Annotated in this window: 11 protein-coding genes and 1 tRNA gene; 5 read left to right on the top strand and 7 right to left on the bottom strand. The window is 57.2% G+C overall.

The genetic code is table 11. From position 1 onward, the window contains the following. Positions 1-1,156: glycosyltransferase family 39 protein (locus tag ABIL25_08155; GenBank protein MEO0082247.1), on the bottom strand; the 1,156-nt coding region annotated here is incomplete at its 3' end. Between the two features lie 273 nt (positions 1,157-1,429). Here ABIL25_08155 and ABIL25_08150 point away from each other — a divergent pair. From ABIL25_08150 to ABIL25_08140, 3 genes are all read left to right on the top strand, one after another. After that, entirely contained in the window at positions 1,430-4,348 is a 2,919-nt protein-coding gene (locus tag ABIL25_08150) for a hypothetical protein (protein MEO0082246.1), read from the top strand. A 12-nt stretch (positions 4,349-4,360) separates the two neighbouring features. Then, the gene (locus tag ABIL25_08145; GenBank protein ID MEO0082245.1) at positions 4,361-9,505 is read left to right on the top strand and encodes a T9SS type A sorting domain-containing protein; all 5,145 of its coding nucleotides are present in this window, start codon (positions 4,361-4,363) and stop codon (positions 9,503-9,505) included. 223 nt (positions 9,506-9,728) lie between these two features. After that, the gene (locus tag ABIL25_08140; GenBank protein ID MEO0082244.1) at positions 9,729-10,700 is read left to right on the top strand and encodes an electron transfer flavoprotein subunit alpha/FixB family protein; all 972 of its coding nucleotides are present in this window, start codon (positions 9,729-9,731) and stop codon (positions 10,698-10,700) included. 72 nt (positions 10,701-10,772) lie between these two features. Here the strand turns inward: ABIL25_08140 and ABIL25_08135 are convergent, their stop codons facing one another. Both ABIL25_08135 and ABIL25_08130 read right to left on the bottom strand, forming a co-directional pair. Next, entirely contained in the window at positions 10,773-11,879 is a 1,107-nt protein-coding gene (locus ABIL25_08135) for a 2-hydroxyacyl-CoA dehydratase (GenBank protein ID MEO0082243.1), read from the bottom strand. Continuing rightward, complete coding sequence (locus ABIL25_08130) at positions 11,876-12,955, bottom strand: acyl-CoA dehydratase activase-related protein (protein MEO0082242.1); 1,080 nt, start codon at positions 12,953-12,955, stop codon at positions 11,876-11,878. The genes ABIL25_08135 and ABIL25_08130 overlap by 4 nt, the downstream gene beginning before the upstream one ends. A 100-nt stretch (positions 12,956-13,055) precedes the next feature. On the opposite strand from ABIL25_08130, the gene ABIL25_08125 reads away from it, so the two are divergent. Next, positions 13,056-13,481, top strand: a complete 426-nt coding sequence (locus tag ABIL25_08125; protein MEO0082241.1) for a hypothetical protein — start codon at positions 13,056-13,058, stop codon at positions 13,479-13,481. Positions 13,482-13,543: 62 nt separating this feature from the next. Next, a tRNA-Pro gene (locus ABIL25_08120) sits at positions 13,544-13,618 on the top strand. Positions 13,619-13,680: 62 nt separating this feature from the next. Here ABIL25_08120 and rplT read toward each other — a convergent pair. From rplT to thrS, 4 genes are all read right to left on the bottom strand, one after another. Beyond that, positions 13,681-14,052: a 50S ribosomal protein L20 gene (gene rplT, locus ABIL25_08115; protein MEO0082240.1), complete on the bottom strand. Its 372-nt coding sequence runs from the start codon at positions 14,050-14,052 to the stop codon at positions 13,681-13,683. A 9-nt stretch (positions 14,053-14,061) separates the two neighbouring features. Continuing rightward, positions 14,062-14,259 (bottom strand): 50S ribosomal protein L35, encoded by a 198-nt coding sequence (gene rpmI, locus ABIL25_08110; GenBank protein MEO0082239.1) that lies wholly within the window; start codon positions 14,257-14,259, stop codon positions 14,062-14,064. Further along, positions 14,256-14,768: a translation initiation factor IF-3 gene (infC, locus tag ABIL25_08105; protein ID MEO0082238.1), complete on the bottom strand. Its 513-nt coding sequence runs from the start codon at positions 14,766-14,768 to the stop codon at positions 14,256-14,258. Before infC ends, rpmI begins: the two co-directional genes overlap by 4 nt. 19 nt (positions 14,769-14,787) lie before the next feature. Further along, positions 14,788-15,773 (bottom strand): threonine--tRNA ligase (thrS, locus tag ABIL25_08100; protein MEO0082237.1); only part of this gene is annotated, 986 nt, incomplete at its 5' end.

Here is a 15,773-nt window from a genome sequence, read left to right as displayed (position 1 = left end):
GCATCCGTAGGACAAAGGAGAAACGCGATAGGAAGCCAAGGTCGTAGTTATCCGGGACCTCAAAGTTGTTGAAGTAGAGAACAATCTTGCGGGCCAGGAGCTTGAGAAAGGCGGCGGGACGGGATTTCATCCACTGAAAAGCGGCCCGGAAGTAGAAGCGCGAAAGCTGTGAGTAAGTCAGATTCCGGCCGGTCTGCTCGCGGGCATAGCCGGCAAAGTCCTTTTCCTCGAACAGTGGGTTGGGTCTGACCCAGGGCGGAGCTTCATACTGGCCGGTGCGGTTGTGCTCGCTGTTGCCGATGTAGAAGTTCTGACCAGCCTGAGTGGTGGTAAGGACGAACTCGCGAGCGAGAATCGTGTTTCGGATCGAAACCGGAGCGATGACGAGAAGCAGACCAAAAAGGGAAGCGAGCATGGAGTGAAGGGACGAGCGAAAGGAGAAACGGCGGAGGGGGGGCAAAATATCCGGGTGAATGCGGGACACGGTTCTGGGGCGGAATGCGTAAAGCGCGACAAGGAGCGGTGCGAAGACGAGCAAGTTCGCCCGAGTCAGCGAAGCAAGGCCAAGGAATGCACCGCTCAGAGTAGGCCAGATGAGATGCGCCGTGCGAATGCCGAAATGCGAACTGGCCATAGAGCATTTGCGGTCTGCCTTTTGGTCCTGGTGGATGCCCATACTTCGAACCGTTGTCCAGAGGAACAGCGCGGTGAGAAACACCGACACCGTTGTCTTGTCAATGACTGCCTCGTAGAAGATGAAAGTCCTGTAGGTTGCAGCCCCAAGCGCGGCGAGGACGCCAGCCCGTAAGTCGAACATCCTGCGTGCCATGTCCCAGACAAGCAAGACGACAGCGCAACCGAGCAGGGCTTGGAGGCAATACACCGGCAAGTAGTTATGGCCGAACACACGATAGACTGCAGCCAAGAAGTAGGGATATAGCGGGTCTTGGTAGAAAGGGGTTTTGGGCAGGGTCTTGTTGATAATGGCAAGCGCTGCGGTGTCGTAGGCTTGACCGTCAATCATTGGCCGATTGAAGAAAGGTGAGTCGGCACTGTCCAAAATGTGCAGGACCCGGAGCGATATGCCCAAGAGCAGAACACCGGCGAGGAGCAGTTGGCCTGCTTTCCTACTTGAGGTCTTTGTGGACCCGACCATGACCTAGTCTAGAGCAGAGCCAGGAGTCTGTAAAGCGTTGGTGAGATGGGAAACGATAACTCCCGGAGTCAACGGCGCTTGACAGGCTACGTGGGCGTCCTATACTACTACGTAGGCTGACCGCCGGCTGGGCTGTGAAGAAAGCGGCGCTAATGGTCGTGGACATGCCTCGCTGGACGGTATGTCGAAGAGAGCAGCCGTGGGTTACCATCCGAGAAATGGAGTAGTCTTGGCCGAATCCTGCTGACCGGAAGCAGGCGAGAGGAGGATTCGATGCAGAAGTGTTTTCGGTGCTTCAGATTTGTGCTAGTAGCGTTGCTTGCGTGTGCAGCCGACATTGCGCTTGCCCAAGTCAAGGTCTGGACCGCCCGCTATGACGCCGGTTCAAACGGCTATGACTTCGCGCAGGCAATGGCCTTATGTCCGGATAGTTGCATTGTCGTAACCGGTTTTTCCCGGGGTAACGACCTTGGTGATATGGCGACGTTGAAACTTAGGCCGAACGGTGAGCGGGCATGGGTTGTGCGGTATCAGCGCTTCCCCGGTGAGACAGAGGAGGGCCTCGACGTTGCGGTTGACGACTTCGGAAACATTTTCGTCTGTGGCAAGCTGACCTCGGGTGCCAACGTTGACTACGTTACGGTCAAGTACGATTCGACCGGAGTTCAACAATGGGCAAGGACCTACAACAGTGGTGGTAGCAATGAGGACGTTGCGGTGGCGGTGGTGCCGGACCGCAAAGGCGGATGCTATGTTACCGGGTACAGCAGGCTCGCCACCTATGACTATTTGACATTCCGCTATCGCGCGGATGGGTCAGTGGCATGGTCAGTACGGCGTGACGGGCCTGGCCACGGTAATGACCGTGCGACTGCGCTAGGTCTGTCGGCACAGGGTGACCTTTACGTGACCGGGTATGCGCTTACTGCGGTTAATCCGGAGAGTCTTGACTACTGCACGGTTAAGTACGACACTGCGACTGGCAGCGAGCTCTGGATGAGACTGTACGACGGTACAGCAGTGAAGGGGTATGATGATCCGAAGGACGACCGCGCATTTGCCCTGGCGCTGGACCCGGCAGGCAACGTATACGTCACCGGTCGAGCCGGAGAAGATGATACCCGATACGATGCGACCACCGTGAAGTACAGCCCGGATGGGACCGAGGTCTGGGCCCATCGGATGAACTTCGGAAATCATAAGGACGAATTGACGTCGAGTATCGCAGTAGACGCGCACGGCTATGTCTATTGCGGCGGATACACGACCGAGTACTACGGCGACAGTGGCTGGGACATGCTTGTGTTCCGAATTGGCCCGGACGGTAGTACTGACTGGTTCAATACATACGACCAGACGATGGACGACGACAGCACCGCAGCGGTAGGGATTGACGAGAACAGCAACGTTTATGTGGCTGGATACTCCTATGCGTCCGACAATTGTCTGGACTGGGCTGTATTTAAGTATAGCCCACACGGGAATCTGCTTTGGCGCGCTGCACACGGGGTACGTGAAGATGACGACGAGCCGGCCGACTTGGTCGTTGACCTGTCCGGCGAACTGTACGTTGCCGGGTATGACTTCTACATGGGTAACGAAGCTTACACGGTCGTAAAGTTCTCAGAACCGGACGCAGGAGCCGGAATTGTTGTAAGCCCGACCGACACGGTGCGCTATGGTGCGACGGTCCGTCCCAAAGTATGGGTGCGCAATTACGGTGCATTGGAACTTGACTTTCCGGTTCGGCTCGACATCGGTACTTTCTACTTTGATGCGCAGTACGTAACAGACCTCGCTCCCTACGAATCTACTATCGTTGTGTTCAAGGAGTGGAGGGTGAGGGACACCGGCCTGATTACTGCACGTTGCTACACCCAACTGTCTGGCGACAAGGACCCGATAAATGATACTGGTTTCGGTTCGGTTGTTGCTAAGAACGTGTGGGAGCAACTTCAGTCGGTGCCGGAAGGGGCGCGGGGACGCGGAGTCAAGTACGGCGGTTCGCTGGCCTTTGCCAAGGATTCGCTGGTCTATGCCCTGAAGGGCTACAACACATGCGAGTTCTACGTCTACAACCTGCGAACTGGACAGTGGAGTGCCAAAGAGTCTATCCCGGAACAGAGCCCGGGTGGGAGGAAGAAACGTATCAAGAAGGGCGCATGTCTGGAATGGGACTGCGGCAACCGAATCTATGCCGTCAAGGGTAGCAACACGCTTGAGTTCTGGCGCTACCAGATTGAGGGTGACACCGGGTGGGTTCCGGCGGCAGAATACCCAAGTGCTAACGGACGCGGAGTCAAGTATGGCGCGTCGCTTGTCTACGTGCCTTCTCAAGGCCGGCTGTACAGTTGCAAAGGTTCTAATACCCTTGAGTTCTCGGCCTACGACCCGGCCACCAACCGGTGGACGCCGATGAAAGATGTTCCAGAGGGAGAGAAAAATCGGCGGTGCAAGGACGGTACCTGCATGGCGTTCGACGGTGACCACACCATCTATTTGCTCAAGGGCGGAAGGTACGAGTTCTATGCTTACGACGTTAACGATAACACCTGGCAGACAAGACGGGAGCTGCGAAACAGTATGTACTCGACCAGAAAGCGGAAGGTCAAGGCCGGTGCCGGTCTGGCTTGGGATGCCTTGAATGCGAGGTTATATGCGACCAAGGGCGGTAAGCTGTCCGAGCTATGGTACTATGACCCGAGCAAGGACTCCTGGGTCGAGAGCAATGACTCAATTCCGCGTACGTTCAATACACCACCACCCTACTACGGCAGTTGCCTCGAGTACGGCAACGGCAAGCTGTATTTCCTGCGTGGCAACAAGACTCGGGAGTTTTGGGTTTATCATGCGAACTTTCCATTGAATCCGAACGCGGTGGATGGCCCCCAGCTTGCTGCGTCAGTTCTGCCGGCCGGAGTGAGCCCCCGGCTTCGGGTAGTTCCTAATCCTCTTGCTATCGGGGCTGTGGTCCATTACACCCTGCCCCAGGCCGGCCGCGTGAGACTTGGACTGTTCGACGCTTCAGGCCGGTGCGTTGCGAACCTGGTTGATGATTGGCGCGCGCCAGGTGAGTACCACGCGAGCCTTGCGAATCTGGACCTGCCGGGCGGAGTGTACCTGGTCAAGTTAGTTCTGGGCTCCGAACGGAGTGGGTCAACCGCGAGCGACAAGCTCGTCGTGACCCGCTAGGAAGGAGACGCTATGGTCAGTAATCTAGATAGAATCCGGAATCCAGTACGTGCAGGCCGGCTCAGGCTGCTGCTCGTCTTGCTGGTTCCAGTCGTGGCCGCTGCCCAGCTCGATACGATGTGGACCAGGCGATATCCGGAGGCAAAGCCAGCGACGCCGAGGCCGAGCTACGTTGCCGACATCCTTGCCGACGCCGATGGCGGTGTGTATCTCTGCGGCGGTGGTAATTACCCGGGGCCGGAAAATGAGTACCTTCTGACTGCCAAGTACGACGAGTTCGGCAACCGGATATGGCTTGGTGCCCGAACCGGGGCCAGCACAGACGCTTACGACAACCTCGGACATGCAATTGTTGCTGACCCGACGGGAAATGTTTACGTTGTCGGTTGCGTTGATGACCCAAGCCCCAATGACCGGGACATGGCCTGGCTCAAGTACACTGGTTCGGGTAGTGAGGAGTGGTTCGACACGTTGAACCTCCTGGATGAGGACATTCTCTATGATGCCGTGGTCGCTGCTGACGGGTTCATTTATGCCTGCGGTGTTCGGTGGAACAATACACTGGCGACCAACGAATTCCTTGTCGCAAAGCTCAACCCGGCGAATGGCGATACGGTGTGGACCCGTGGCTATGTTTACACTGACCCGCCTGGGTCCGGTCCGGGGCGAGACCGACCGAAAGTACTGAAGAAGCAGAGGCCGCCGCGGCGGTTTCGTCTGTACCCGAACTTCTACGATGAAATAGAGGACTGGGAAAACTGCGCCACCGCCCTAGCCCTGGCACCGGACGGTAATATCGTTGTGACCGGAGTCGCATATAGTGACCTTAACGACAAGGAGTGGTGGACCATGAAGTTCACCCCGGCCGGTGTTAGGCTCTGGGATAGGACCTACCACAACCCGCAGACACTCTACGAAGATGATGACATTGCCTTCGACGTCGTTGTTGCCAACAATGGCAACATATATGTGGCCGGCTTTGACTATCTGGAGACCGACGATGTTGACCAGTGGCGGAATTTTTGCGTGGTTCGTTACGATGCGAACGGTCAGTTTTGCGCCTACCAGTCAAGAGACGGCGCTGAGGGTGAGGATTGCGCTTTCGCACTCTGTTTGGATGACGCGAGCCCGCAGAATGTTTACGTGACCGGGTGGGCCGAATACAGTACCTCAGTTCAGATATTGACGCACAAGTTCGACTGGAGCCTCAGCTCGCGGCTCTGGGCGGGCGGAGCAAGGTTCGGCTCTGCTGACGGCGATGAGTACGGGTGTGACATATTCTACAAGTCGCGCCGAGTATATGTGGTAGGTAACTGGGGCCGGAACGTGGCAGCGGTGTGTTACCGGGATTCGACAACTACGCCGCGGGCTCCGACCCCCTTGTGGAGTTTCGTTTTCCCGGGGACCGGCGCATCGTGGGACATGGGCACTGCGGTCTGGGTCAATGATACTGACCACGTGTATGTGGCCGGACAGACGTTTCAGCAGACTGGCACGACTGTGTGGAGTTCCATGTTTCTTTCCCGGTTGTTCTACCGGGTGAACGACGTCGGCGCGGACCAGATACTGGCTCCGGTCGGTGAAATCCCACTCGATACGCTGGTGCGTCCCAAGGTGAGAATTCGCAATTACGGAAACTCGGCCACAATCTGTTCGCTACACGTCGTCGTTAGGGACGCAGGCGGAACCCCGGTATACGATGTGGCTGAGAAGGGTATCTTTGTGCCGATGGATGGAATCGACTACGAACTCGCTACGCCATGGCAGGCCGGCCCGGTCGGAAGTTATGACGTCATCGCCAACACGTATCTGACCGGTGACGGCGTACCGGGCAACGATACCTGTCGCTCAACCTGCACGGTAGTGAAGACCGATGTGGGCGTTACCAGCATCAGCGTGCCGGTCGGACCGGTTCCACTCGATACAGTGCTGCGGCCGACAGTGCGAATTGAGAACTTCGGGTCTAAGACAGCGACTTTCAACATTCGGTTCGTGATTGACGATGGCACGGAGCCGCCAGAGTATGATGAGACCGAGACCGGGATTGTCTTGCCGCCGGGCGGCAATGCGACACACGAGTTTGCCAGGACGTGGGCTGCCGGTCCGCTTGGCGAATATGGTACGCTTGCTTACACGATAATGCCCGGTGATCAGAACCCGGGTAACGACACGAGCAGAGGTACTTGTACCGTCACTTACACGGACGCAGGCGTGACAGCAATCAACGCACCGGCTGGCGATATCCGGCGCGACTCACTTGTTGCGCCCGAAGTTGTGATCACCAACTTCGGAACTCAGGCGGCTGAGCTTGACTGCCGGCTTGTGGTGTTTGCAGCCGCAGACACGGTCTATGACACGACCGAGACCGGTATCATCGTGCCGGCCGGCAGTCCGGTAACGCACCAGTTCGACCTAGTCTGGTCTGCTAAGCCCCAGGGTGAATACTCGGTAAGTGCATTCACGATGCTGCCAAGGGACCAAAACCGGGCCAACGATACGACGTACGGTTCCTGCTCGGTTATCTACACTGATGCCGGCGTCGCGGCAATTGCCGAGCCGGCTGGCAACGTCGGGAACGGAACCGAGGTCAGCCCACGAGTGATCATCCGCAACTACGGCAATCGCGAGGTAACGCTGGACCTGCGGTTTGTGATTGACGACGGCATTGCGCCACCGGAGTACGACGAGACCGAAACGGGCATCGTGCTGTCCGCAGGAGCGACTGTACCTTACTCCTTTTCGACGACCTGGACTGCGACGCCGGCTGGGACGTATCTGGCCAAGGCATACACTATCCTTGACGGTGACCAGGAGCCACAGAACGATACGGCGCAGCGTACGTTCCGGGTAGTTCAAGTTGACGCCGGGGTGACGGAAATCGTGGTACCGGTCGGCGGCATCGAGGAAGGCACTGAAGTTATGCCTGAGGTCGTGGTCAAGAACTTTGGCCCGAGTACGATTACGACTGATGTCCGGCTCATTATTGACGACGGTATTGCGCCGCCAGAATATGACCAGACTGAGACGGATGTTGTGGTTGGGCCAGGCGCACAGGTGAATCGCCAGTTTGCGGTCGGGTGGACAGCCAGTCCGACCGGCGACTACGTGACGAAGGCCTACACCATGCTGGAGTTCGACGAGGACCCATCGAACGATACGGCCAGCGGTAGCTGCCGGGTCAAGTACACCGATGCTGGAGCAACCGCGGTCAACGCACCAGTCGGCGACATAAGACTCGGTACTCAGGTCAGGCCGGAGGCGGTTCTGGCTAACTTTGGAACCGATGAAGTTGTGACCGATGTCCGGCTTGTCATCGAGGACGAAGCAGGAGACGAAGTCGTTTATGACACTATTGAGACCGGCATACTCCTCCCGGTCGGCAGCCCAGTGATTCGTACATTCAAGAAGACCTGGATCACGGGACCGCGTCTCGGCAACTACCGGACACGGTGTTACACGATGCTTGCGGGGGACCGTGTGCCCGCAAACGACACGGCCAAGGCAGTATGCCGAGTTGTTGAGGCCGCAGCAGTTGACGCCGCCGTCCTGCAAGTACTCGCACCGGCCGGGCGGCTCGACACGAACGAAGCAGTAGTACCGCAAGCCCGGGTGGCGAACCTTGGAAACGTGCCAATCTCTTTCACCACATGGTTCGTAATCGAAGACGAAAGGGCGGACGGTGAGCAGTACCGGGCCTCGGTTTCGGTTGTTGACCTTTCAGTTGGAAAGGAGTCTACACTAGCTTTTGTCGAATGGCTGGGTACTGCAAGTGAAGGCCGGTACGTCGCCTTGTGCTCGCTAGCCCTGGCCGATGAAAATCCGGAGAACGATACGGCCAGCCGCCGATTCCGCGTCAGCGCCCAAGAACCTTGGCCAGAGGGATGGGTGGAAGTCGAATCGCTGCCGCGTCTGCCTAGCCAGAGGTCGGCCAAGGATGGTGCCTGGCTTGCAGAAAACCGGGGCCTAGTCTACGCGGCCAAGGGCTACAAGACGGGCGATTTCTACCGGTACTGGCCGAACCAGGACTCCTGGGAGCAACTGGAATCAATTCCGTCGCTAGAGCAGGGCCGTTATCGGCCACCCAAGGACGGATGTCGTGGCATTGGGGATGGCGAGAGTTCAATATTCATGATTAAAGGTGCAAATACTCTGGGATTCTGGCGTTACGGCATCGAGTCCCGCACTTGGGAGCGGTTGCCAGATGTTCCCGAGGGGCCGAGCCACAAGCGGATCAAGTACGGAGCAGACCTCGTGTACGTCAACCGAAATGACACCGGATGGGTGTATCTGTTGAAGGGATACAAGACCGAATTTTACCGGTACAACGTTATCGCTCAGCGCTGGGACACGTTGGACAATGCACCAGCGAGAGTCCGCGACAAGTACAATAAAGGCTCGTTCCTGGTGTATGCCCCGCCACGCTACATCTACTGTCATCAGCCATACTATTATGACCGCTCGGCACCGACGCCCCATCACTACATGTTCAAGTATGACCTAGATGCTGACACCTGGTGTCAAAGCACGCTCACCGGGTTACCGCTCTATGGTCTGCAGAGCGGCCGAATGCGCAAAAAGAAAGCTAAGGATGGTTCGGCTGGGGCGTGGTTTGATGAGCACCTGTACGCACTGAAGGGCGGGAATACCCAGCAGTTCTATTGGTACTTTCCGGACGGCGATTCCTGGCAGGAGCTGGATACGATGCCAAGTGTGGGGTCAACTGGCAAGAGGAAGTACGTCAAGTACGGCGGAGACCTGGTTGCGTGCCGCGATGCACTCTGGGCGCTGAAGGGCAACAAGACTCGGGAGTTTTGGCGGTATGGGCCGAGATTTGGGGCGAAGGCCGCTGCCGGACAGCCGATGCGAGGAGGAGAGATGGCGGTCCGGTCGGCCTTTGGTAGTATTCGGCTCACCGTGTCACCCAACCCCATCGGAAGTGGCCGGGCAACGCTGATGTGCAGTCTGCCAAAGCCCGGACCGGTGAGTGTCAGGGTCTGTGATGCGGCCGGACGCTGTATAGTTGTCTGCCAACTGGTCGCTAAGTCTCGGCGGGTAGGAATCCCACTCGACGTGAGGAGTCTGTCGAGTGGGGTCTATCTTGTTCAGCTCGACGCTGGTCAGAATTTCAGGCAGACTGCGAAGTTCATCGTCAGGTAGCGAATGAGGTAGGGTGCAAGATCCGACAGCGGTTGGACTTCGCCCGGCCGTCGGTCAAGTGATTGTAGATGGGATTTGACTCTGGGACAAGAAAACGGCGGAGTAATCTGCCACCGGTATCTTGCTGCTTAGAGCGTCGCTTGACAGCAAGTGCCAAAGTTCTACAATCCGTCCTGACTCAGATTATCCGGCTACCGCCGGAGGAACCCCTGGAGGTCTCTGAATGGTACTAGTATTTGCAGAGCAGCGCGAAGGCAGCCTGAAGAAGGTTGCGTTCGAGGCATTGCTGGTTGGCTACAAGATTGCCGAGCATAACAGGGAGGAGCTGGCTGCGGTCGTCGTGGGGTCGGGAATTGCCGAGCTGGCCGGGAAGATTGCGCGGTTTGGCGTGAACAAGGTCATTCTCGCTGATGACCCAGCGCTGGAACGTTACACTCCGGACGGATATGCTTCAGTCATTGCCGAGTTGGCAAGAAGGTTCGAGGCGACGACGGTAATCCTAAGTGCCACTGCTCTGGGCAAGGACCTTGCTTCAAGCGTTGCGGCCCGGCTCGAAACCCAGCTTCTGCAGGACTGCATTGGAATCGAGTTTGACGACAGGGCTGAACTTGTCGCAACTAGGCCAATTTATGCCGGCAAGGCATTATCCCGGGTCAAGGCAACGGGCACAAAGCCGTTAGTTATCTCGATGCGTCCTCGGGCCGTGGGGCAGCAGTGTGAGAGTGAGCGAGTGGGGACTGTTGTTGCCGCGGACGTAAAACCCGCCCAGTTGCGCTCCACTGTCGCCGAGATAGTGAAAGTTGTGCGCGAGACGGTCGAGCTTACCGAGGCCGAGGTTATCGTGTCAGGCGGGCGGGGTATGAAGGGTCCGGAGAATTTTGCCTTGCTTGAGGAGCTGGCCAAGACTATTGGTGCCGCGGTCGGCGCATCACGGGCTGCAGTGGATGCCGGCTGGCGCGACCACCAGGATCAAGTCGGTCAGACCGGTAAGGTTGTTGCGCCCACGGTCTACATCGCGTGCGGCATTTCAGGCGCGATTCAGCACCTGGTTGGTATGGTGAATTCAAGGTGCATTGTGGCGATAAACAAGGATCCAGAAGCGAACATCTTCAAGGTAGCTGACTACGGGGTGGTCGGTGATCTGTTCAAGGTGGTGCCGCTTCTGACCGAGGAATTCCGAAAGCTGAGGCAGTAAGAAGTTTAGTAGTTGCCTGCAGATGTCAGGGTGCAGGATTAGGGAATGAATGACGCGGTGGTCCCGCGTCTGCTATCTTCCAGCTGGCTTCTGCGTTCGTCTGACAGCCCCGGGGCCGCGGCGTTTGAGGAGGGAGACGAATGCCTCAAGGCGGGTGAGGACACCAGCCTCGCTTGTGTGCTCGTCGAGCGATAGGGACAGATAGGGTATGTCGTAGTCCCGGCTCGCCATGGTCATGGCAGGCTGGACTACTGTTCCTGGCATGCATCCGAAAGGGTGTACGTGAATCACACCGTCAAATCCCTGCTGTGCTGCTAAGACCAGATGACCGAGCGAGTTCTCGTCTTCTCCACCCACGCACATACGCCAATATCGCCTCGCAGCGCTCCGGGCCTGGACAACTTCACTCTTGCCCAGTCGGAATCCGTGGAAGCCAAGCCAACGGTGCGCAGTTAGGAAAGGGTCAGCCAGTACGCCCATCTCGCCGAGAACCCGGATGATGTCGAAGTTGATGAACGGCTCCAGGGTGCAATAGCTTTCGCCGACCAGTTTCACACGGGGTATCCAGTTTAGACTATTGCGCGCTATGCTCTTGAGTTCGTGTTCGACGTAGCGCTGCACCTTGAAGATTTGCGAGCGGGTCCGTGCCCGGTCCAGGGCACGCAGTGCCAGGCTGGACATGCGGCGTACCCGAGCAGGGTCTGTAGCTGACGGCAGAGTCTCGCGCACCATCTGTTCGATTCGTTCCAGGCTGTGCGACTTGAGCCAGCCCAGCCGGAACGCGTGTACCGTACGGAGTACCGCCCTTGGCAGACTTCGGTTCAGTCTGATGACTTCGTGACACGCATCGAGAATCCGATCGTGGCGGAGTTCGACAAGCCGGAACCGGAACCCGAGGTCTTCAAGAATTTCGGTTTGAAGCCGACCATAGTAGCCAAATCGGCACGACCATGAACCACTGACGTAAACCAAGGTATCCGCACCCATTTCGAGGCAGCGGACCATGTTGCCCAAGGTCAGTTTGAATGGGATGCACATGAGTTCCGGTGCTAGGCGTACGCCGAGGTTGAGAACCTGCCGGTCAGGCTTTGGTGGGACGACTACGTCGGCACCAAGGGCTCGCAGGATGGCCGCTAGCGGAATGCGGATCGTGTCCATGTATGGAAACGCAGCCTTCATTGTCGCTGTCTTGTTAGGCTATCCCACAGGCGCTCGTGCCGGCTAGCTTGGAGTGTTGCATTCTGGCGCATTTGCAGAAGTTCGGCAAATGATTCGAGCCTGGTCTGGAGCCCAGCCTCGGCCGTGTGTTCGTCGAAAATAACGGTCAGAACCGGCAAGTCGGATCTTGCTCGAGCAACGGCTCGATGAATGAGTTCGTTGGTGACCGCTGAAGTGCCACACGCGAAGCTCGTCGCCAGTACCAGGCCCATGACAGTCCGTTCCGCTGCCATGTCTAGGGCGGCTCGAATCAGTTCCCGCTCGAACATCCAGTTTGGCATGAACGCTGGCTGCAGGATAGGATAATTCTTATTCGATTGCCGAGGTTTCGGCTCGAAATCCGTTTTGCGGACTGGTCGCAGGCCCAGGTCTTTCAACTTCTCAACCAGGTTGAGGCTCAGAACTTTGTCATCGACGAGATAGTCGTGTCCGACCACGCCGATGCACGGCTGACATAATCCTTTGGTACCCCCCATACTGAGTCTTGAGTTAGGGGTTGGTTCTGTATTTTCCGTATTTTCATATCGCTGTTGCAACTTGCTTCTGAGTGTGAGTCCTGTGCCAGCGATCTGCGGGTGCCAACCCCGGTCTGGCGACGCTGCTTTCCTGAGTTTCGATGCCGTCCAGCCTGTCTTCAGCCGCCGGGCCAGTCTCTGGTAGGATTCCTCTTCGCTGCCCGTGCGTTCGTCGAGTACGAACTCGACTTGCGGCAGTTCTGGTATTAGCGCACGCACCATGTCAGGCAGAGCCATTGCCTTCGGGCAGCCGAAGTACAGGTCATGGTCAAGCTTGCGGCACACCAGCCGGGGTACGAACAACGCGTCCACCTGACACCTGAGACTCAGCGCATGGCCTAGGTACACCTTGGCAGGCAGACACAGTTCGGCCGGCGCAATTCTGGCTCCGGCTTCGATTGTCTGCCGGTCGGTGACTCTCGACACAACGACCTCAAAGCCGAGGTCGGTAAGGAATGACTGCCACTTGTCAAGAAACCGGAACCCATCCAGGGCCCGGCAGATTCCGATTCTTCGTGTCACGAAGCGATTGATTATAGATGGTGGTCGTAGTTGGTCAAACAGGCACAGGCGAATGTCCGGCTACGCTTGACTTGGCACAGGGTTAGCTTACGCTCTTGGCATGCGAAGTGCTCGTGTCCTTGGCCAGCTACTGCTTCTTGCGTGCTGTGTCCCGAAGTCTCAAGTTGTGCGGTTGGTCGGACCTCACCATTTGCCGGTTGAGACAATGCATTATCCCGGATACCTGCGAATCTTGGATGCGAATGAGCCGCTAGCCCGCCGGTCGCTTCAGTGGAGGACTGACGCCGAATGCAATGAGAAGGTACTCAGGCAGCTGGTACGGGACCGGTTTGACCTCGGTAAGCTACCGCTTGAATTCCGTTACATGTACACCGGTTTGGACACGATTGCCCAAGTGGCTGCGGTGCGTTTCTTTGCGTTTCATCCGAATCCGTCCGTGATCGCTGGCTGGGAAGTGTTCCTCGTATACCGGCTCGCGAGCGGTCGGCTCGAAAAAGCCTTTGTCGCCGAGGTTCCGCTTGAGTAGGTCTCGGATTCGTACTTGCCTTGACCAGTCGCGCTGTTTCGTCTAGGATTAGCCGTTCAACTCGGGGCGTAGCGCAGTTGGTTTAGCGCACCAGCTTGGGGTGCTGGGGGTCGCCAGTTCAAATCTGGTCGCCCCGATTACCTAAGACCGCTGCCTTTCCTTCTGGGGGCAGCGGCCTCTTCTGCAATCCGAGCCGTTGCTAGCCCGCCGGCGCGGCCGTCAGCTGTTCCTTGGCAAGTTCGACGAGTCGACCGAAATCCTCTGGTGCCTGAACGGCCAATTCTGCTACTACGGTGCGATCGAGTTCAGTACCCGCGAGCTTCAGACCGCGGATGAACTTCGAGTAGGAGATGCCAAAGGGCGCAAGCCCGGCGTTGATTCTCGTGACCGCAAGCGCGCGAAACACACGCTTCTTTCGACGGCGCTCCTTGTAGGCTGACATCCAGGCGTGCATCACCTGGAGACGGGCTGACTTGTACAATCTTGACTTGGCGCCCCAGTATCCCTTAGCGTTTTTCAGCCATTTCTTGCGTCGGGCACGCGTGTATGGTCCAGTCTTGACTCGAGGCATCAGTGCTCCTTACGAATAGGGGAGAAGCCGACGGAGCCGTCTGGATTCAGTCGGTGTGACTTCGGACGGCAGGCGTAGTCGGCGCTTACGTGACTTCGACTTGTATGCATTGTTGTGACTCGTACCACCGTGGGCATGCAGGAACTTACCCCGGCCGGTAATCTTGATTCTCTTTTTCAACGAACTGACAGTTTTTAGTTTTCTCATTTTGGCACCAGCATCATCTGAATTGTTTTCCGTCCTTCGGTGATCAGTCGTGGTTCGGATTCGACCCGACCGACGTCTTCAAGGTCTTTCTTCAGTCGCTCGAGCAGCTTGAAACCGAGGTCGGCGTGGACAATCTCACGTCCCCGTAGGAAGAGAGTGACCCGGATTCGGTCGCGCTGAGCCAGGAACTCTCGAATCTTGCGCAGCTTCACTTCGTAGTCATGCGTGTCTATTTTCATCTTCAGTCTGATGTCCCGAACCTCAGCCGAATGCTGTTTCTTCTTCGATTCCTTCAGTTTCACCTTCTGTTCGTACAGGTACCGGCCGAAGTCCATGATACCGCACACCGGCGGGTCAGCCAGCGGTGCAAGCATCACCAAGTCGAGCCCCTGACGCGTCGCGAGCGCAAGTGCTTCACGCGTGGGCAGAATGCCAATTGGCGACTTGTCCGGGCCGATGACTCGCACATAAGGCACCCGGATCTGGTCGTTGACCTTGGGCCGGCCCAAGAACCCGTCGCGGGGTACTTTACCCCGGTTTATTGGCGTCCTCCTGAACCAGAGTCAGTGCCGATTCTAAGGGCATTGGACCGAGGTCGGTCCGGCCACGCTTCCGAACCGCGACCGTACGGGTCTGGGCCTCACGGCCACCAGTCACGAACATGTAAGGTATCTTCAATCGTTCGGCTTCAGCTATTTTGTAGCCAATCTTATCATTTCTTTCGTCAATTTCAACTCTTATTTTTCCTCGATGCAGGCACTCAAAAACCTCCCGTGCATACGTAGTATCCTTGTCGGTCACAGTCAGTACCTTGACCTGAACCGGTGCCAGCCACGTTGGGAAAGCACCCGCGTAGTGCTCGACCAGAATTCCCATGAACCGCTCAATGCCGCCTAAGGCCGTGCGGTGGACAAGATACACCGGATGGTGTTGGCCGTCCTGGCCCATGTAGTACAGATCAAACCGCTGGCCTTCGTTGAAGTCGAACTGGCAGGTCGAACACTGGAACTCACGGCCCAGTGAGTCGGACAGCTTGATGTCAATCTTGGGTCCGTAGAATACTGCTTCGCCTTCGGCCCTTGTGAACGGTAGGCCGAGCCGCTCCAGTACAGAAAGCAGCGACCGCTCAGCTAAGTCCCACTGCCGGTCCTCACCAATGTACTTCTCCTTGTGCCGTGGGTCCCGGACTGAAAGGTCGACCCTGAAGTCCTCAAAGCCAAACGTCCGGAGCATCTTTAGTGACAGAGTTACGACCCTGTGCACCTCCTCCTCGATCTGCTCCTCAGTACAGAAGATATGAGCGTCGTCCTGAGTAAAACCGCGTACCCGCATCATGCCGTGGAGTACACCCGAACGCTCAAGTCGGTACACTGTGCCCCACTCGGCAAGACGCAGGGGAAGGTCGCGGTAAGAACGAACCCGGGTTCGATAGATGAGCATATGGCCAGGGCAATTCATCGGTTTCAACACGTAATCTTCGGTTTCAGTCGGAATTACGTACATATTTTCCCGAT

Source organism: candidate division WOR-3 bacterium, assembly GCA_039801365.1.
Classification (GTDB): domain Bacteria; phylum Hydrothermota; class Tepidihabitantia; order Tepidihabitantales; family Tepidihabitantaceae; genus JBDRUN01.
Note: the sequence above shows the minus strand (reverse complement) of the source record. Positions and strands in the feature narration are given on the sequence as shown.